Source organism: Segatella copri, assembly GCF_949820605.1.
Classification (GTDB): Bacteria; Bacteroidota; Bacteroidia; order Bacteroidales; family Bacteroidaceae; genus Prevotella.
In genome coordinates this window covers 2,082,867-2,102,481 of the sequence record NZ_CATKVU010000006.1, presented here as the reverse complement: position 1 = coordinate 2,102,481, position 19,615 = coordinate 2,082,867, and the positions used below count along the sequence as shown (strand labels likewise).

The following is a 19,615-nucleotide window of genomic DNA, read 5'->3' as shown; positions in this document are numbered from 1 at the left end:
CCGTTTTTATCATAAAACGTCAAACCTTTGAATTTATGAAGAAAATTTTATTATCTATTTCATTGTTGGCATTGACTTATACAGCCAGTGCCAATGTTCCGGTTATCAAGAGCGACCCTAAGATTGAGGCTCAGGTAGAACAAACCCTGAAGAAACTCACCTTGGAGGAAAAGATAGGTCAGATGATGGAATTGGTGACCGACCTCTTTGGTGCCAACGACAAGAACGGTGTGTTCTATATCGACGAGCACAAGACCGATTCTATCCTTTCCCGCTATAAGATTGGCTCTATCCTCAACGCTCCAAATACCTGCGCACCAACCGCCAAGCAATGGGAGAAGTATATCTCTCAGATTCAGAAGATCTCGATGAAGCGCATCGGCATCCCTTGTGTCTTCGGTCTCGACCAGAACCACGGTTCTACTTATACACAGGGCGGAACCCTCTTCCCGCAGAACATCAATGTGGCTGCCACTTTCAATCGTGAGGTGGCTCGCCGTTCGGCTGAGGCTACCGCTTATGAGACTCGTGCGGTGAGCATACCTTGGACTTACAGTCCTACCGTTGATCTCGGTCGTGATGCCCGTTGGCCTCGCATATGGGAGAACTTTGGCGAGGATTGCTACCTCAGTTCAGAGATGGGCAAGGCGATGGTCTATGGTTTCCAGGGCGAGGACCCAAACAACATCGACCAGTATCACATTGCCACTTCAATGAAGCACTTCATGGGCTATGGTGTGCCTTGGACCGGTAAAGACCGTACGCCAGCCTATATCTCTCCTGCCGACTTGCGAGAGAAGCACTTCGCTCCTTTCCTGGCGGGTCTGCAGGCTGGAGCCTTAACCGTGATGGTGAATTCCGCTTCCGTCAACGGTATGCCGATGCACGCCAACAAGGAATTCCTGACAGGATGGCTGAAGGAAGAGACAGGATGGGATGGTGTGCTCATCACCGACTGGGCAGACATCAACAATCTCTATACTCGTGAGATGGTGGCAAAGGACAAGAAGGATGCGCTCCGCATTGCCATCAATGCCGGTATCGACATGATTATGGAACCTTATTCTTGCGATGCTTGTGGCTATCTTGTAGAACTGGTGAAGGAAGGTAAGATTCCGATGAGTCGCATCGACGATGCCTGTCGCCGTGTGCTTCGCATGAAGTACCGTCTCGACCTCTTCAAGAACCCAACCCAGAAACTGAAGAATTATCCTAAGTTTGGTGGTGAGGAGTTTGCCAAGCTCGCCTTGGAGGGAGCTACCGAGAGTATGGTGCTCCTGAAGAACGAGGGTAATATCCTTCCTTTGCAGCATGGCAAGAAGATTCTCCTTACGGGTCCTAATGCCAATCAGATGCGCTGTCTGGACGGTGGATGGAGCTATACCTGGCAGGGACATCGTGCCGATGAGTTTGCCGGCAAGTACAATACCATCTATGAGGCATTCTGTAATGAGTATGGCAAGGAGAATGTCATCTTGAACCAGGGTGTTACCTATAATGAGAAGGGAAAATACTGGGAGGAGAATGAACCTCAGATTCAGGGGGCGGTGGCTGCAGCGAAGGATGCCGACGTCATCGTGGCTTGCATTGGCGAGAACTCCTATACAGAGACTCCGGGCAATCTGACCGACCTTTGGCTCTCAGAGAACCAGCGTAATCTGGTCAAGGCTTTGGCTCAGACAGGCAAGCCTGTCATCTTGGTGCTGAATGAAGGTCGTCCTCGTCTCATTGCCGACATTGAACCATTGGCACAGGGCATCATCAATATCCTTATCCCTGGCAACATGGGCGGCGATGCCTTGGCAAACCTGGTATCGGGCAAGTCAAACTTCAGTGGCAAGATGCCTTACACCTATCCTAAGGAAATCAATTCGCTCGCCAACTATGACTTCAAGAAGAGTGAGGAGGTGGGTACGATGGAAGGTGCTTACGACTACAATGCGAAGATTACCCAGCAGTGGGGCTTCGGATATGGTTTGAGTTATACCTCTTACAAATATAGCAACCTGAAGGTTTCTCAGTCTGATTTCCGCCACGGCGACATCATCAAGGTGAGCGTGGATGTGAAGAATACGGGAAAGGTGGCAGGCAAGGAGAGTGTTCTCCTGTTCAGTAGCGATCTCATCGCTAGTATGGTGCCTGATGGCCGTCGTCTCCGTGCCTTCGACAAGGTGGAACTTCAGCCTGGTGAGACCAAGACCGTGACATTTGAATTAAAGGCAGACGATTTGGCCTTCGTAGGTTGGAATGGCAAATGGAGATTGGAGGAAGGCGACTTCAAGTTGATGATTGCCGACCAGAGTGCCGATATCCATTGCACTGATACTTATCAGTGGCCTACTGCCAACCGATAATGTATATTTAAAAGATGATTTAAAGAAAAGAGCGTGCCAAGAGTGGTGCGCTCTTTTTGTTTGCATAGTAAAATGCAGAAGAGTTAAATATCTACAAGAATCCCCCATGATGTTTGGTGTTATGTCTTGAAATGATTACTTTTGCAAATCATAATTTTTGCAGATTTACAGAATCATTCAAAACAAGGATAAATGGAAATAGTAATTGGAATCATCATAGGGCTTGCCATCGGATTCTTCGTAGGGAAACTGATGGAAGCAAAAAGTGCGGGAGAGGAGAAAACACAGCTCGTAGCGAAGGCTCAGGTGCTGACGGCTAACATCGAACAGATAAAACTGCATCATGCTTCTGAGGTTCAATCAATGAAATCTCAAATGGAGAACGAGCGGCTGTATGCGGCAAAACTTAGGGCGGAAAGCGACCAGCAGTGGGCACAGAAACTCGAGAGCCTGAAGCAGGAAATGCAGCGAATGACGATAGAACAGCAGAAGGTGGCGGCTGAGCAGCTGGCTGCCAAGCAGTCGGCTCTGCAGGAAAACAACCGTCTGCAGATGGATGAACTCCTGAAACCTATCAAGGAACAGTTTGCTGATTTCAAGAAATCGGTAGAGGAGAGCAAAACCCAGAACGAGGTGAACAAGAAGGAACTGCAGAACACCTTCGAGGTGACGATGAAACTCTTCCAGCAGGAACAGCAGCAGGCTGTACTGAACCTGAAGGAGCAGACCGAGAAGATTGGCTCCGATGCTGCCAACCTGACCAAGGCATTGAAGGGCGACAGCAAGATGCAGGGCGACTGGGGCGAGATGGTGCTGGAAACCATCCTGGAGAACAGCGGACTTCGTAAAGATGAGGAATTCTTCATTCAGGAGAATACGAAAGATGAAGAGGGAAAGAACTATCGTCCGGATGTCATCGTCAGATTCCCGGAAGGCAGAAGTGTGGTCATCGATTCCAAGGTTTCGCTTACCGCCTATTCCGATGCTCTGGCAGCTGAAGATGAGGCTGAACAGGAACGCCTGATGAAGGCACATGCGCTGAGCGTAAGAAGGCACATCGATGAACTGGCAGCCAAAGACTATTCCAAACTGGTGGATGATGCTATCGGCTTCGTACTGATGTTCATCCCTAACGAGACCAGCTATATCGCAGCGATGAAGCAGCAGCCTGATCTCAGTCGCTATGCTTACCAGAAGAAGATTATCATCATCTCGCCAAGCAATCTGCTTATGGCACTCCAGCTTGCCTATAATCTCTGGCAGTATGACCGGCAGAACAAGAATGTGGAGAAAATCGTGAAGACGGCTGCTGACCTGTATGATAAGGTGGCTGGCTTCGAAGATACTTTCCTGGGCATCGGCGATTTGATAACCCGCCTTTCGGGTACTTTTGATAAGGCAAAGAAGCAACTCTATGATGGAAGTGGGAATGTGATGAGAAGAGTAGAGAGCCTGAAAGGGCTCGGTGTAACACCAAAGAAGCAGATTAAAGCTTTGGAAGAATAAAAAATATCATGCCCAAGCAGAAATAACTTGTTTGGGCATTTGCTTTTTTGTTCAAATGTGTTTGCAAATTGTTCATTTTCCGAAAATATTGCCCGAAAAGAACAGATGTTTCGGAATTTCTTTGTACTTTTGCAGGCGACAATTCGTTGGAAATTTACGAAGCAATATACGAAGTAAAAACATAGAACAATCAAAAAATACTGTATAATCATGAAACTAAACGAAATTCTTTCTGACAGCTTTAATGCTGCAGAATGGGAAGCTAAGGGTTATGAGCTTCCTAAGTATGACATCGCAGCCGTAGCTAAGAAGACTCACGACGAGCCTACTTGGGTTCACTTTGGTGCAGGTAACATCTTCCGTGCGTTCCCTGCTGCTATTCTTAACGATGCACTTAACACCGGCAAGTACGATCGTGGTGTTATTGTGGCAGAAAGCTTCGACTACGAAATTATCGACAAGGCTTATCGTCCTTACAATAATCTCTCTCTTCTCGTCAGCCTCCAGAGCAACGGAACCATCGAGAAGAAGGTCATCGCTTCTATCACAGAAAGCCTCAAGGCGGATAAGCAGTTTGGTGAGGACTGGGCACGATTGGTCCAGATTTTCCAGGCTCCAAGTCTGCAGATGGTAACTTTCACCATCACAGAGAAGGGATATTCTTATAATGATGCAGATCTGGCACGTGGTCTTGATGCAGTATTTGCTATGGGTAAGCTTACCGCTCTTCTCTATGAGCGTTATAAGGCAGGCAAGTTGCCACTTACTCTTCAGTCTACCGACAACTGTTCTCACAATGGCGACCATGTTAAGGCTGGCGTAAAGGCTTATGCAGAGCGCTGGGCACAGGATGGTATCGTAGAGGCTGGTTTCGTAGATTATATCAATGACAGCAGCAAGATTACCTATCCTTGGTCTATGATTGATAAGATTACTCCTCGTCCTCACGAGAAGGTACAGGCTATGCTGGCTGAGGATGGTTTCGAGGATAACAATACGATTATCACCGAGAAGCATACTTTCACCGCTCCTTTCGTAAATGCCGAGGAAGTGCAGTATCTCGTTTGCGAGGATACTTATACCAACGGTCGTCCGCCATTGGAGTTGGGCGGTGCGCTCTATACATCCCGCAAGACTGTAGATGAGGTTGAGACCATGAAGGTAACCACCTGTCTGAACCCTCTCCATACAGCGATGTCTATCTATGGTTGCATGCTCGACTATACCTTGATTTCTGCCGAGATGGCTGATGAGGACCTTCGTGCCTTCATCCAGAAGATCGGTTATATCGAGGCAATGCCAGTGGTTACAGATCCAGGTGTATTGAACCCATACGAGTTTATCGGCACCGTTATCAACAAGCGTCTGCCTAACCCGTTCATGCCAGATGCTCCTCAGCGTATCGCTACCGATACCAGCCAGAAGCTCTCTATCCGTTTCGGTGAGACTATCAAGAAGTATATCGACCGCGGTCTCGACAAGAGCAATCTCGTGTTGATTCCTTTGGTATTGGCAGGTTATGCCCGTTATCTCAAGGCATTGGATGATAACCTGAAGCCATTCGAGCCATCTTCTGACCCATTGTTGGCAGAACTCCAGGCTATCGTAGCTCCTCTTGAAGTAGGAAAGGCTGATCAGGACTACTCTTGCCTGAAGAATCTCTATTCCCGCAAGGATGTATTCGGACTCGATCTCTACGAGGCTGGCTTCGGCGAGCAGATTGAGGGCATGGTAAAGGAACTCTTTGCAGGTAAGGGTGCTGTAAGAGCGACATTGCATAAATATGTTTCTGCAAGATAATTCATTTTTAAACTTATACATTATATAATATATATGGAAAGAACATGGCGCTGGTTTGGCAAGAAAGATAAGATTACACTTGCACAGTTGAAACAGATTGGTGTTGAGGGCATTGTTACCGCATTGCACGATGTTCCTCTGGGTGAAGTTTGGACACGCGAGAAGATTCATGAACTCAAGGAGTACATCGAGTCTTATGGTATGAAATGGAGCGTGGTAGAGTCTTTGCCTGTGGTTGAAACCCTGAAATATGGTGGTCCTGACCGCGACCATCAGATTGAGGTTTACAAGGAAAGTCTCCGCAACCTGGGCGAGGAAGGCATCAAGTGCATCTGCTACAACTTTATGCCAGTCTTGGACTGGGCACGTACCGATTTGGCACACGAGAATCCTAACGGAGCCAATAACCTCTATATGAACTGGGGCGAGTTTGCCTACTTTGATATCTATATCCTGCAGCGTGAAGGCGCCCGTGAGGATTGGACTGAGTTCTCTAAGGAACACAAGTGGGGCAGAGACCTCGTGACTGAGGCTGATGAAATCAAGAAGACTTCTACACCAGAGCAGGATCATGCCCTGGTAGAGAATATCATCATCAAGACCCAGGGTTTCGTATCGGGTAACTTCAGCGAGGGCGATTCAGCTCCTGTCCAGAAGTTCCGCGACCTCTTGAAGCTTTATGATGGCATCGACAAGAAGAAGTTGCAGGAGAACATGAAGTACTGGCTGGAGGCTATCATGCCTATCTGCGATGAGTACGATATCAATATGTGTGTTCACCCAGACGATCCTCCTTATCCTGTATTCGGCTTGCCAAGAATCATCGGTCGTGCCGAGGATATCCAGTGGATGCTCGATGCTGTGCCAAACAAGCACAATGGTCTGACTTTCTGTGCAGGTTCATTCTCTGCCGGCGAGCACAACGACTGTGTGGCAATGGCTAAGCAGTTTGCTGACCGCACTCATTTTGTTCATCTGCGCTCTTGCTACATCTTCCCTAACGGCAACTTTACAGAGGCTTCTCACTTGGGTGGTCGCGGCCATCTCATTGAACTTTGCCGCATCTTCGAGAAGGCTGAGCAGGAAGGCAAGTGCAATTCCGGCCGCAGATTGCCTATGCGAGTAGACCACGGTATGACCTTCACTGATGAGCCAGGTGGCGTATTCGATGAGAGCAATCATGGTCACAATGCCGGTTACACTCTCCTCGGCCGTATGTTTGCCATGGGTCAGATTCAGGGTGTCATCGCAACAGTAGATGATGAACTGGGCATTGAGTATAAACAGCCGGGATTCTATGATTAGTGATTAATAATTAGGCTATTAAGCGATTTGAAATTCAGGTTAGATAAAATACGAAAAAGGCTAGCGTGCGTTTTTGCATGCTAGCTTTTTTTGTGTGCTTGGGGTGCTTTATTCTTTTGTTTTGAGCTCCACTTCCTCCACATATTTCACCAGTGAATCCTTGCCGTTATGCAGATAGAAGTCTACACGAACCACATGGTTGATGTCGGCATTGCCCTTCACCTTTATGTGTCGTGTCTTGCTGTACATCATCGTGTCGCGGCGTGAAGGATAGGATACGAGCTCGAGGAGGTCTTTGGTAGAATTGCTGCCCACATAATAGATGCCTATACTGTCTTTTCCGTTCTTGATGGCAGCAATCTTCGCCATTTTCTTGGCATGAGCCGCAGAGGTATCTATCGGATAAAACTCGCTGGCAGCTACCGTGTCGCCGTCATGCTGGTCTGGTGCAAACTTGCAGCTGGTACCCGTCGTAGTGATAATGGATGCAGCAGCCAGGGCTGCCACAAAGTATAATATTTTCTTCATTGTTATTTCCTTTCTTTTCTTTAAAGAATCCTGTTTTGTTCGCAAAATGCGTTATCGGCTGCAAAAGTACAAAAAATAACTCGAAAAGCCATACCTTTTTTATCTTTTTCCTTTTAATACTTCGGATGGAGAGACGTGTGCTGAAACTGGGCGGGAGGAGTTATGGGGATAGTATGGAAGAAGTTATGGGGATGGCATGGAAGGAGCGGTATGGAAGGAATTGAAAGGTATGGGTGGAATGGATGGAATTCCGTGCAAAGATACAACTTTTCTCTGATACTGCCAAATTTGGGGGCGTGATAAGGAAATGTTTGAAATGTGCTTTCAGATTGAAAGTAGTTAAACTTCCTTACTCATAGTTTTGTGGGTGACAACTCATAGTTTTACGGGTAACAACTCATAGCTTTGCTCTCTTAAAGTATAGAGTTACGCAGTAAATCAGGTGTTTACGAGGATTATGATGTTTTTACTGCAATAACTCAGTTCCTCAGTTCCTCAGTTTTTCTCTGACCCTTCACTTTTTCTTTTATTTAGAAGTTTATTATATATATAAAAAAAATATATATATATAATAATATATAATATATAACAATTTAAACAACTTTGAACTATAAGGGCTATATACCCCTTAGAAAAAAACTGAGGAACTGAGGAACTGAGGAACTGAGGAACTGAGTCAATGATAGAGACTTAGAATCTTACTCTTGATACTGTTGAATATGTGCTTGTATTAAAAGTTAAGTGGTAGATTATCAGACAGATAAGATACTTGACGCCCTAAAATAGGGCGTCAAGGTTTTATTGTGATACCCATACGTTGTGAAACACGACGTATGGGTATGAAAAGGAGTTTCGTTACATTGAACTTTCAAATCGTAACTTGATGAGATTTGGCTGATTTTACATCTCAACCACTACTTCATGCTTGCCTTCAGCGCAAGGAATGATGGTGCCTGAGATAGGAGTGCCATCCACTGTAATCTGCTTCACGCCCTTCTGGTTTCCGCTAGGATTCTTTACTGTGATATGGTATTCGCCACCACGGAACTTGCGGGTTACCTCATACTCCTTAGCGGTGCTTGGGAGACAAGGATCGATGAGCAAACCTTCATAATCTGGCTTGATGCCGAGGATGAATTCTGATACCGTATACCACATCCATGCCGCTGTACCGGTGAGCCAGGAGTTCTTTCCTTCGCCCGGTTTGGCTGCATCCTTACCGGCTACCATCTGGCAGTTTACGTAAGGTTCTACCTTGTGAAGTGTCTGATATTTTTCCTCTACATAGCTAGGTAGAATCTTGGTATAATGGCTCCAGGCATCGTTGCCTCGGCCGGCTACAGTCTCTCCGATGATGACCCAAGGATTGTTGTGGCAGAAGATGCCGGCATTCTCCTTGTAGCCTTCAGGATAAGAAGAAATCTCACCCATTTCTACATGATAGGTAGTGTAGGCTGGGTTGTTCAGTACCAGTCCGTGCTCGCATTCCAGTCGTTTCTTGCTGCTGTCCAGTGCTTTATCGCAGAGTCCTTCTTCCAGACCGATACCAGCCATCGTACACCAGCCCTGGCTCTCGATGAAGATTTTGCCTTCCTCGTTCTCATCACTACCAATCTTGTTGCCGAAGAAATCGTAAGCGCGGAGGAACCATTCACCGTCCCATCCATGCTGCTTCACAGCCTCGTTCATCTCATCTACAGCCTGCTGCATGCGTTCGGCTTCTGTCAAATAATCTTCCTCTGCAAGACCGGCTATTTCGCCCTCCTTGCTTTCCATAGCTTCCTTGGCAAGCTGCTTGCACAGAGCCACATAATCCTTGCCGGTAACAACGAACAGACCGGCTATCATCAGACTCTCTGCCTTGCTTCCTTCGCCCTTGTTTTCGGTGGTCTGGAAACTCTCGTTAGGGTCCCAGGAGAAGCAGTTCAGGTTCAGACAGTCGTTCCAGTCGGCTCTTCCGATGAGTGGCAACTTGTGTGGACCCAGGTTGTTGATAACATGGTTCATTGAAATCTTGAGGTGCTCGAAGAGGCTTACTTCTGTGCCTGGCTGGTTGTCGAAAGGCACCTGCTCAGCGAGGATAGAGAAGTCGCCCGTCTCCTTGATATAGGCTACGGTACCGAAGATGAGCCAGCAAGGGTCGTCGTTGAAACCGCCACCGATATCGTTGTTGCCGCGTTTTGTGAGCGGCTGATACTGGTGGTAGCAGCCACCGTCAGGGAACTGGGTGCTGGCGATATCGATGATGCGCTGGCGGGCACGGGTAGGAATCTGATGAACGAAGCCTACGAGGTCCTGGTTGGAATCGCGGAAGCCCATGCCTCGACCGATGCCGCTCTCGAAGAAACTTGCCGAACGCGACATGCAGAAGGTAATCATGCACTGATACTGGTTCCAGATGTTCACCATGCGGTCTAACTTGTCGTTGCCGCTCTTCACGGTGAAGATGTTCAGCAGGTTATCCCAGTATTGGTTGAGTTCTGCGAAGGCAGCATCCACCTTTTCGGTGGTATCAAACTTGGCGATAAGCTGATGAGCTTTCTCCTTGTTGATTACCTTCTTGGCGCTGAACTTCTTGTCCTGCTCGTTCTCCACATATCCCAAAAGGAAGATGAGGTCGCGGCTCTCGCCTGGTTGCAGGGTAACCTCGATATAATGAGATGCGATAGGGCTCCATCCGTGTGCAAAACTGTTGCGTGGCTTGCCTTCCATCACAGCCTCAGGCTCGGCAAACTCGTTGTAGAGTCCGATGAAGCTCTCGCGGTCGGTATCATATCCCTGAATCTCTGTATTCACGGTGTAGAAAGCGTAGTGGTTGCGGCGCTCGCGGTATTCGGTCTTGTGATAGATGGTAGAACCCTCTACCTCCACCTCGCCCGTAGAGAAGTTGCGCTGGAAGTTCTCCATGTCGGTAGCAGCATTCCAGAGGCACCATTCGGCAAAGGAGAATACCTTGAGGGTCTTCACCTCCTTAGTCTGGTTCTTCAGCGTCATCTTCTGCACCTCAGCCCATGTATGGAGCGGAACGAAGAAGAGCACACTCGCCTCCACGCCGTTCTTGCTGCCCGTGATGCGGGTATAGTTCATGCCGTGGCGGCACTCGTAGCTGTCGAGTGGTGTCTTGCAAGGTTTCCATCCTGGGTTCCATACGGTATCGCCATCTTTGATATAGAAATAGCGACCGCCGTTATCCATCGGCACACCGTTGTAGCGGTAACGTGTGATGCGACGGAACTTGGCATCCTTGTAGAAAGAATAACCACCTGCTGTGTTTGAGATGAGCGAGAAGAAATCCTCGTTACCCAAATAATTGATCCAAGGCCATGGGGTCTTTGGGTCAGTAATCACGTATTCGCGATTGGCGTCATCAAAATGACCATACTTTTTTTCTGCCATTGTTTTTTTAATGTTTATTTCTAGGTAAAATATATTATTTTCGTGCAAAGATAGTAAAAAGTTTCAGTTTCGGGGTTAGAAAACAGTTTTTTTTTGTATTTTTGCAATGAAAAGTTTGATGATTATCATCATTCTATTAACATTTTATACAGTTGGCTTATGAAAAGAAACATTTTATCACTTCTGATAGCCCTCTTTGCTACGATGCAGGTAGCGGCTCAGACATACGACAACTTGTGGAAGCAAGCTGAAATCATTGCTCAGAAGGACCAGCCTAAGAGCGAAATCGCGGTGATGAAGAAAATCATCGCCAAGGCTTCGGCTGCCAAAGATTACGGGCAGTTGCTGGCGGCTGAGACAAGACAGATGACACTCTGGAATGAGATTTCGGCTGACTCGCTGATGCCTAACGTGAAGCGGATGGAAGCAGAGGTGCTGAAGGTGAACGACCCCGCATTGAAGGCGGTGAGATATGCCGTGCTGGGCAAGGTGTACTGTGATATGAACGAAAAGAAAAGCCAGGAGTTCTTCAAAAAGGCCTTGGAACAGCCTGAACTTCTTGCTCGACATACATCTGCAGAGTATGTTCCATTGACGCTGAAGGGCGTGGATGGCAGTTCCTTTAACAACGATCTGCTGCATCTCATCGGATTCGAGGCAGACAGCAAGGAGGCGTATCTGCAGCTGTACACCTATTATAATAAGGTGGGAAATAGGGGCGCGGCTTGTCTCTGTGCCTATAAGCTCATCGAGAAATACCGCCAGGACGACGTGAGAGAGGTGAAGAAATCGAAGTATCTGCAGACCATCGACTCGCTCATCCAGGTTTATCAGGATATTCCGGAGGCAGGCGAACTTGCCGTGGAGCATTTCCGCTTCATGGAAGGTGCTACTGATGCCAAACCGCAGGATAAGCTCAACTATATCAACTATGCGCTGAGCCGCTGGGGAGGATGGTCGAGAATGAACGAACTGAGAAATGCACAGAAGCGACTCACCGAACCGATGTTCCGGGTGAAGAATATGCCGCAGGTGTTGCGACCAGGAGAGAAGGCGTGGGTGCATCTGAACGTGCGCAATCTGCAGAACCTGAAAATCAGTATCTCCCGCCTCAATATTACGGCAGATAACGATTATAATGCCCAGGATGAGGCTACCTACAAGATGCTCCTGAAGAAGACTACGAAGCTGCATCAGAAGGATTTCAGCCGCAACTACTACGGTCGGCCGGATTATGAAACGGTGAAGGATTCCATCGAAATCGGTGGCAATCTGCCGCTGGGTGCCTATCTGATGGAGGTAACTTCGGATAATACCGGCATCGCTCCGCAGCGAGAACTCTTCTATGTGAGCAATCTGGCGGTGATGATCCAGCAGTTGCCGGATGACAGGCATCGCTATGTGGTGGTGAATGCTACAGACGGACAGCCTATCGCCGGGGCGAAGATAGAACTCTATAACCAGCGGTATGATTTCAAGACGAAGAAGGACAAGCGACTGGTTCATGCCCGGTTGACGACCGATGAGAACGGCGAGGCTTACTTCAAGAACGTGGATGGAGAGGTATTGATTTCTACCAACAGCGACAAGTTTATGCCTGCCAAGTACATCTATCTCAGCCGTACCCGCTATTATGAGAAGAAGGATAATGAATCCAAATATCAGGTTTATACCGACCGTGCTCTCTATCGCCCAGGACAGAAGGTGCATGTTACGGCTATAAATTTTGTCAATATGAAGGGTATCGATGCAAAGGTGCCTGTTGGCAGAGAACTGGGTTTCCAACTCGTTAATGCCAGTTGGAAAGAGGTGGAGATGAAGAAGGCGAAGATTGACGAGTATGGCACGGCTTCGGTAGATTTTGAATTGCCGAAGGAGGGTCAGACAGGCATGTATCATGTATCCGTGAATGACCAGGTAAACCGCTTCTTCCGTGTGGAGGAATACAAGCGTCCAACCTTCGAGATTACCTTCCCGAAGGTGAATGAGAAATATAACTGGGGCGATACCGTGGTGGTGAAGGCTTCGGCAAAAACCTATGCCGGAGTGCCGGTGCAGGGTGCCAAGGTGGAGTATCAGGTGACTCGCAGAAACCAACTCTGGTGGTGGGGCGCAGGCTCTGCCGGACAGTTGGTGAAGACTGACAGTTGCGTGACTCGTGAGGACGGAACCTTCGACGTAGAGATTCCGCTGGAGGCTTCCTTGTCAGGAAAAGACGAGGCTGATATGAGCGATTTCATGCGCATCGCCCGTTTCTTCAACTTCGAGGTCTCAGCTATCGTTACCGACATCAGCGGCGAGAGCCACGAGGGCGTGATGAGTCTGCCTCTGGGCACCAAGCCAACCATCCTCACGGTGAATCTTCCTAAGCGTATCGAAACAGACAGTCTGAATACGGTGACCTTCGCTTACCGCAATGCCAGTGGTATGCCGATTTCGAGCAGGTTGAAATATCGCATTGATGAAGGCGAATGGAAGGATGCCGAGGCGAATGCACCGGTTTCTATCAAGGAATATGCTTCTTCCTCTGCCTCTTCTTCCCTCGTTTGGAAATCTGGCGTTCATCAGTTGGAGGCAATCTGCGGACAGGATACCCTACAGCAGAAGTTCACGCTCTTCAGTATGAAGGATACCCATCCGGTGGAGCCAACTACCGAATGGTATTATCAGACGGCGAAGACTTTCCCTCGTGATGGCAAGCCGGTCTATATCCAGGTGGGCTCTTCGGAGAACGGAGCGCACATCGTATATTCCATCATCGCCGGCAACAAACTACTGGAGAAGGGCGCCTGGGAGTTGGGCGATAGTATCGTAACTCTGCCTTTCACCTACAAGGAGGAATATGCGTCGGGCATCGTACTGAACTATAGTTTCGTGAAGCAAGGCAAGTGCTATACCCGAATGATGAGCATCGCCCGTCCTTTGCCTGAGAAGAAACTGAACATCGCCTGGAAGACCTTCCGCAACCGTCTGACCCCTGGACAGAAGGAGGAGTGGACGCTGAAGATTACCACCCCTGACGGCAAGCCAGCCAAGGCGCAGCTGATGAGCGTACTCTATGACAAGTCGCTCGACCAGATAGCCCCACATTCCTGGAATTTCTCCCTGGGCTTCTATCAGAGTTTGCCAAACTGCTACTGGAAGCACAACCTCACTTTCCGTTCATTTTACTTGAATGGCGTTTATCCTACCAAGTATTATGACGAGAAGCAATTGGATGTAGATAAGTTTGATGGCAAATACTTTAGCTATTATGCTTATATGCAAGCGGTGGAGCTGAGCAAGTTGGAACGTTCTTCTGGCGGAACCGTTGAGTCTGTTCGTATACAAAAAGACGAGGTGGTTCGAGAAGAAGCGAAAGTCATCAGGATTCGCGGCTCTAAAATGACTCGTGTCGGAGCGGCTGCTCCATCTGCCAACAAGGTTTTTGATGTAGTAGAGGAGATGCCGCAGTTTGCCGGTGGTTCTGGCTCAGATGCAGGACAATTCCTCGACAAGGTACAGGTGCGTGAAAACCTGAACGAGACCGCCTTCTTCTATCCTGCCTTGGAGAGCGACAACAATGGCAACGTTGCCATCAGGTTTACCCTACCAGAGAGCGTGACTACCTGGAAGTTCATGGGATTGGCGCATGACAAGGAGATGCGCAATGGTTTGCTGGTGGATGAGGCTGTGGCTCAGAAGATCGTGATGGTGCAGCCTAACATGCCTCGCTTCCTGCGTGAGGGCGATAAGAGCACCATCGTGGTGAAACTCTTCAATACTTCCGACAAGAAGGTGAGCGGCAACACCCGTATGCAGATTCTTGACCCGGAGACCAACAAGGTGGTTTGGCAGAAGACGCAGAACTACAGCATCGATGCCGAGGGCTCTGCTACCATCTCCTTTGATGTCCAGGGACTGAAAGAAGGCGTATATATTAATAAGGTGGTGGCTGCCGGAAACGGGTACAGCGATGGTGAACTGCACTATCTGCCGGTTTTGAGCAACCGTGAACTCGTGGTGAACACCCTGCCTATCACCCTGCATCAGAAGGGTGAGCAGAACTTCGACCTGAGCAAACTCTTCCTGAACAAGGAGGGCAAGCAGGCGAAGGGCGCTGAAGAGGCAAAGGTAACCATCGAGTACACCAATAACCCAAGTTGGCTGATGGTGAAGGCGCTGCCAGCTATCAGTAATCCGGATGAGGAGAACGCCATCTCGCTGATGTCTGCCATCTATGCCAATACCATCACAAACCATGTGCAGAAGCATCTCTCGCTGGAAAATCTCTCTCAGGAGAGCATCCGTCTGCAGAATCAGGTGGAGAAGCTGAAGAAGTTGCAGAACCCTAACGGTTCCTTCTCCTGGTGGAAGGGCATGAAGGGCAGCCGGTATATGACTACATCGGTAGCCGAAATGATGGTTCGATTGAATGCCGTTGCCGGTGTTCAGAAATCCACCGCCAAGATGCTGACTTCCGCCATTGATTATCTCTCCTGGCAGACAGCACAGGAAGTAAGAGGGATGAAGAAGCAGGAGGAGAAAAAGCAGAAGGTGAGTCCTAGCGAACAGGCGCTGCATTATCTCTACATCCTTTCGATGGATGGCAGAAAGATGAAGCAGAATCTGGAAGCTGACAAGGCTTATCTCCTGGACAAGATGTCGAAGATGACCGTTGATTTCTCCATCTATGGCAAGGCGCGTGCTGCCGTGGTACTCGCCAGAAACAGTCAGCAGAATGCTGCTTACCGCGAGAAGGCTGGCGAATATCTGCAGAGCGTGAACGAATATGCCGTTTACCGCGAGGAGATGGGCCGCTACTACGATACCCGCAAGGCACTCTACAGTTGGAGAAACTACAAGATTCCTACCCAGGTATCTGTGATAGAGGCGATGCAGATGCTGAAGCCGAACGACAAGCAGACCATCGAGGAACTGCAGCGCTGGCTCCTGATGTCGAAACGCACCCAGGTTTGGGATACGCCAGTGAACACCGTGGATGCTGTTTACGCCTTTATGAAAGGCAATGAGAGCAACTGGAGCAGGAAGGCTGAGAATGCCGTGCTGAAACTGGATGGCAAGCTGCTGCCGATGCCGCAGGATTCCACTACTTTGGGCTATGTGAAGACCGAAAAGACGGGCAAGGCATCTAAGCTGAGCATCGACAAAAAGAGCGATTATACCAGCTGGGGAGCCGTCTATGCAGAGTTTAAGCAGCCTATCAGCGAAATCGGTTCCATGGAGTCGGGCATCAAGGTGCGCCGTGTCATCGTTCCTGCCGAATCTGAGGGCAAGGGCAAGGCGCAGGCGCAGGTAGGCGAGAAGGTGAAGGTAACGCTCATCATCACCGCCGACCGTGACTACGACTTTGTGCAGATTACGGATAAGCGTGCGGCATGTCTGGAGCCGGTTAACCAGTTGAGCGGTTATCAGTGGGGCATAGGCTGCTATGTTTCTCCAAGAGATCATGCAACAAATTTCTATTTCGATCGTTTATCTAAAGGTAAGCACATCGTAGAAATGGAGTATTACGTGGATAGAAAGGGCGACTATCAGAGCGGAACTTGCACCGCTGAGTGTACCTACAGTCCGGAATTTGGTGGCCGCACAGAGACTTATGAATTGAAAGTTAATAATTAAAGTTTATAGATTGATAATTTAAAATAGAATAGTATGAAACGGATGAATATATGGATGCTCTCAGCGCTGTTGGCGCTGCCTGCATCAGCACAGAAGATTACAACCCAGCACGAGGTGGTAGACTGCGGACAGGTGGTGTTCCGCAAGCCTGTAACTGCCGAATTCGTGCTGAAGAATGACGGGCACAAGCCTTTGGTTATCAACAATGTGTTGAAAAGCTGCGGCTGTACAGAGGTGGATTATCCGAAGACGGGCATTGCTGCCGGCGAAAGTTTCGTCATCAAGGCGGTATACGATGCCAAGCAGATGGGTACTTTCACCAAGCAGGTTTGCCTCTATACCAATGCGGATGAAGAGCCGTTCATCCTCTCTATGAGGGGAAAGGTAGTGGGCAGCGTAGTAGATTTCGCTGGTTCTTACGATGAGATGCTGGGTGTCATCAAGAGTGATGCCCAGGAGGTGGAGTTTGATGACGTGAACCGTGGCGACCGTCCGGTTCAGCGCATCCATATCTTCAATCCTACCGACGAATTACTGGAGCCGGTAGTGATGCATCTTCCAGACTATCTTCATGCTTTCGTATCGCCTTCCAAGGTAGCTCCGCGTCATTCAGCCGAAATCAGTTTCGTGCTGGATTCCAAGAAACTGCGTGACCTGGGCTTGAACCAGACATCGGTTTATCTCGGTGAGCGTCCTGGCGATAAGGTTGCGCCTGAGAAGGAAATCGTGGTATCAGCCGTTCTTCTTCCTGGTTTCGAGAACATGACTCCAGCCAAGAAGGCACTGGCTCCGAAGATAGAGATGTCTGCCACCGACCTCAATCTGGGTAGTTTCAATGGAAAGAAGAAGCTGAAGGGTGAGATTCTGATTACCAATAAGGGTAAGTCGGAACTGGATATCCGCAGCATGCAGATGTTTACGATGGGCTTGCAGGTGAACCTGAAGAGGAGTAAGATTCAGCCAGGAGAGACCGTTAAGATGAAGGTGACGGCTGTGGCTGCCGACTTGAAGAAATCGCGTGTCAGACACCCTCGTATCCTCATGATTACGAATGATCCTGACCATGCTAAGGTGGTGGTGAAGATTAATGTACAATGAATTTAAAACGAATATCGTGCAGATAGAAATAGATAACGGCAGTGGGTTCTGCTTTGGCGTAACCACTGCCATCAAGAAAGCTGAAGAGGAGTTGGCTAAGGGCGGTAAACTTTACTGCCTGGGCGATATTGTGCATAATGGTATGGAGGTGGAGCGCCTGCATGAAGCGGGACTCATCACGATAGACCATGAGCAGATGGAGGAACTGCAGGGCGTAAAGGTCTTGCTCCGTGCTCATGGTGAACCGCCTGAAACTTATGCCCTTGCCGAGCGAAACAACATTGAAATCATCGATGCTACCTGTCCTGTGGTGCTCCAGTTGCAGCGCCGCATCAAGAAGCAGTATGTCAACAATCCGGAGGCACAGATCGTGATTTTCGGCAAGAACGGGCATGCTGAGGTGCTCGGACTGGTGGGGCAGACGGAGAGTCATGCCATCGTGGTAGAGAAGTTTGAGGATGTGAAGCAGCTGAAGGAAAGCGGTCAGTTGGATTTCTCTAAAGATATCTATCTTTACTCCCAGACTACCAAGAGTCTCGATGAGTTCCACCGCATTATCGAATACTGCCAGGAGCATATTGTTGAGGGTGCTGTCTTCAAGAGTTTCGATACCATCTGCCGTCAGGTGGCTAACCGCATGCCTAACATCGCTGCCTTTGCCAGCAAGCATGATGTCATCCTCTTTGTGAGTGGCAGAAAGAGCTCGAACGGTAAGGTGCTTTTCAAGGAATGCAAGAGTGTGAATGCCAACAGCTACCAGATAGAAAGTGCCGACGAGATAGATATGAACTGGTTCAAGGATGTGGAAACGGTAGGTATCTGTGGTGCTACCAGTACGCCGAAGTGGCTGATGGAAGAGTGCAGGGAGAAGATTATCAACGATAGTTCTGCTCTTTTATAGTAAAAGTTAAGGCTTTGATTATCAGTTACTTGATATACTTGATACGGTGTTTCACCGTATCAAGGGTAGAGGGTAGTTTTATCGTTGATTGAAAAAAATAATATGTTGGTTATTAATTAGTTAACCCATTTGATGCTGTGTTTTACAACGTCAAATGGGTTTATCTTTTATAAACTGTCTGAAAATAAAACAGGTGATAAATCTTCTCCCGAAGACCTATCACCTTCAAAAAACAGTAATTAACTCAAAATTTATAATCTATATCATTACTACCTTGTTAATATGGTTACAAAGATACTAAATTGAAGTTTTTTTTCCAAATCTTTTTCATCGAATACGATAAATTTATCGGCAAAAATAGTATATTTAACGTATTTTTAAACAAATAACCCGGCAGTCTCTTTTCTGTAGCTTATTTTGCTATTGCTTTTTGATATTGTTCCATCAGCCATACCTTCTGTTCAGGAATGGTCATGTTGCTGTTGTCGAGCGTGATGGCATCATCAGCCTTTCTGAGTGGGGAAGTCTCGCGGTGGGTATCGATATAGTCGCGTTCCTCTACATTCTTCTGAATCGCATCGAAGTCGGCTGGCATTCCTTTCTCCTTCAGTTCATCGAAACGGCGCTGTGCTCTCACCTGTGAGCTGGCTGTAACGAAAATCTTCAGTTCGGCATTAGGGAACACGGTGGTACCTATATCGCGACCATCCATCACTATGCCCTTGTCTTCGCCCATCTTCTGCTGCTGCTTTACCAGCGCCTCTCTGACGAAAGAAACGGCGGCAATCGGACTAACGTGGTTGGAAACCTCTAACGAACGGATTTCCTTTTCTACCAGTTCGCCGTTCAGATAGCAGTCTGGGCGACCGGTTGTTTCATTAAACTTGAATGAGATGCTGATGTTCTTCATCTCCTTTTGCAGTTCTTCTGTCTTTACGGCTCCATCTGCTTCGAAGAGCTGATGACGCAGCGCATAGAGGGTTACCGAGCGGTACATGGCGCCCGTATCTACATAAACATAACCTATTTCCTTGGCAAGATCCTTTGCCATTGTACTCTTACCGCAAGAAGAGTATCCGTCTATTGCTATTGTTATTTTCTTCAT

The 19,615-nt window shown here is 48.2% G+C and carries 10 protein-coding genes; 7 read left to right on the top strand and 3 right to left on the bottom strand.

Features of this window, described 5'->3' with window-relative positions:
* Nucleotides 1-35: 35 nt before the first annotated feature.
* The 4 genes from RCO84_RS09945 (at nucleotide 36) to uxuA (ending at nucleotide 6,965) form a co-directional block, all read left to right on the top strand.
* Nucleotides 36-2,354: a glycoside hydrolase family 3 N-terminal domain-containing protein gene (locus tag RCO84_RS09945; RefSeq protein ID WP_317584952.1), complete on the top strand. Its 2,319-nt coding sequence runs from the start codon at nucleotides 36-38 to the stop codon at nucleotides 2,352-2,354.
* A gap of 192 nt (nucleotides 2,355-2,546) precedes the next feature.
* Nucleotides 2,547-3,860: a DNA recombination protein RmuC gene (locus RCO84_RS09940; protein WP_317584951.1), complete on the top strand. Its 1,314-nt coding sequence runs from the start codon at nucleotides 2,547-2,549 to the stop codon at nucleotides 3,858-3,860.
* A gap of 210 nt (nucleotides 3,861-4,070) precedes the next feature.
* Nucleotides 4,071-5,660, top strand: coding sequence for a mannitol dehydrogenase family protein (locus RCO84_RS09935; protein WP_317584950.1), 1,590 nt, complete (start codon nucleotides 4,071-4,073; stop codon nucleotides 5,658-5,660).
* A 33-nt stretch (nucleotides 5,661-5,693) separates the two neighbouring features.
* Entirely contained in the window at nucleotides 5,694-6,965 is a 1,272-nt protein-coding gene (uxuA, locus tag RCO84_RS09930; protein ID WP_317584948.1) for a mannonate dehydratase, read from the top strand.
* Nucleotides 6,966-7,073: 108 nt separating this feature from the next.
* Here the strand turns inward: uxuA and RCO84_RS09925 are convergent, their stop codons facing one another.
* Together RCO84_RS09925 and RCO84_RS09920 are read right to left on the bottom strand one after the other, a co-directional pair.
* Complete coding sequence (locus RCO84_RS09925; RefSeq protein ID WP_317584946.1) at nucleotides 7,074-7,493, bottom strand: hypothetical protein; 420 nt, start codon at nucleotides 7,491-7,493, stop codon at nucleotides 7,074-7,076.
* Between the two features lie 900 nt (nucleotides 7,494-8,393).
* Nucleotides 8,394-10,889, bottom strand: coding sequence for a GH36-type glycosyl hydrolase domain-containing protein (locus tag RCO84_RS09920; protein WP_153093248.1), 2,496 nt, complete (start codon nucleotides 10,887-10,889; stop codon nucleotides 8,394-8,396).
* 159 nt (nucleotides 10,890-11,048) lie between these two features.
* Here RCO84_RS09920 and RCO84_RS09915 point away from each other — a divergent pair, with 159 nt between their 5' ends.
* Genes RCO84_RS09915 through RCO84_RS09905 form a run of 3 tightly spaced genes read left to right on the top strand, consistent with a single transcriptional unit; the run spans nucleotide 11,049 to nucleotide 18,510 of the window.
* Nucleotides 11,049-16,511: an alpha-2-macroglobulin family protein gene (locus RCO84_RS09915; RefSeq protein ID WP_317584944.1), complete on the top strand. Its 5,463-nt coding sequence runs from the start codon at nucleotides 11,049-11,051 to the stop codon at nucleotides 16,509-16,511.
* A gap of 33 nt (nucleotides 16,512-16,544) precedes the next feature.
* On the top strand, nucleotides 16,545-17,609 hold the full coding sequence (locus RCO84_RS09910; protein ID WP_317584943.1) for a DUF1573 domain-containing protein: 1,065 nt from the start codon (nucleotides 16,545-16,547) through the stop codon (nucleotides 17,607-17,609).
* 13 nt (nucleotides 17,610-17,622) lie between these two features.
* Complete coding sequence (locus tag RCO84_RS09905) at nucleotides 17,623-18,510, top strand: 4-hydroxy-3-methylbut-2-enyl diphosphate reductase (RefSeq protein WP_144153077.1); 888 nt, start codon at nucleotides 17,623-17,625, stop codon at nucleotides 18,508-18,510.
* 412 nt (nucleotides 18,511-18,922) lie between these two features.
* Here the strand turns inward: RCO84_RS09905 and cmk are convergent, their stop codons facing one another.
* Entirely contained in the window at nucleotides 18,923-19,615 is a 693-nt protein-coding gene (cmk, locus tag RCO84_RS09900) for a (d)CMP kinase (RefSeq protein ID WP_317584941.1), read from the bottom strand.

Coding starts and splice junctions, on each gene's coding strand:
- RCO84_RS09945 (WP_317584952.1), top strand. CDS start 36: ATGAAGAAAATTTTATTATCTATTTCATTGTTGGCATTGACTTATACA.
- RCO84_RS09915 (WP_317584944.1), top strand. CDS start 11,049: ATGAAAAGAAACATTTTATCACTTCTGATAGCCCTCTTTGCTACGATG.
- cmk (WP_317584941.1), bottom strand. CDS start 19,615: ATGAAGAAAATAACAATAGCAATAGACGGATACTCTTCTTGCGGTAAG.
- RCO84_RS09940 (WP_317584951.1), top strand. CDS start 2,547: ATGGAAATAGTAATTGGAATCATCATAGGGCTTGCCATCGGATTCTTC.
- RCO84_RS09925 (WP_317584946.1), bottom strand. CDS start 7,493: ATGAAGAAAATATTATACTTTGTGGCAGCCCTGGCTGCTGCATCCATT.
- RCO84_RS09910 (WP_317584943.1), top strand. CDS start 16,545: ATGAAACGGATGAATATATGGATGCTCTCAGCGCTGTTGGCGCTGCCT.
- RCO84_RS09935 (WP_317584950.1), top strand. CDS start 4,071: ATGAAACTAAACGAAATTCTTTCTGACAGCTTTAATGCTGCAGAATGG.
- uxuA (WP_317584948.1), top strand. CDS start 5,694: ATGGAAAGAACATGGCGCTGGTTTGGCAAGAAAGATAAGATTACACTT.
- RCO84_RS09920 (WP_153093248.1), bottom strand. CDS start 10,889: ATGGCAGAAAAAAAGTATGGTCATTTTGATGACGCCAATCGCGAATAC.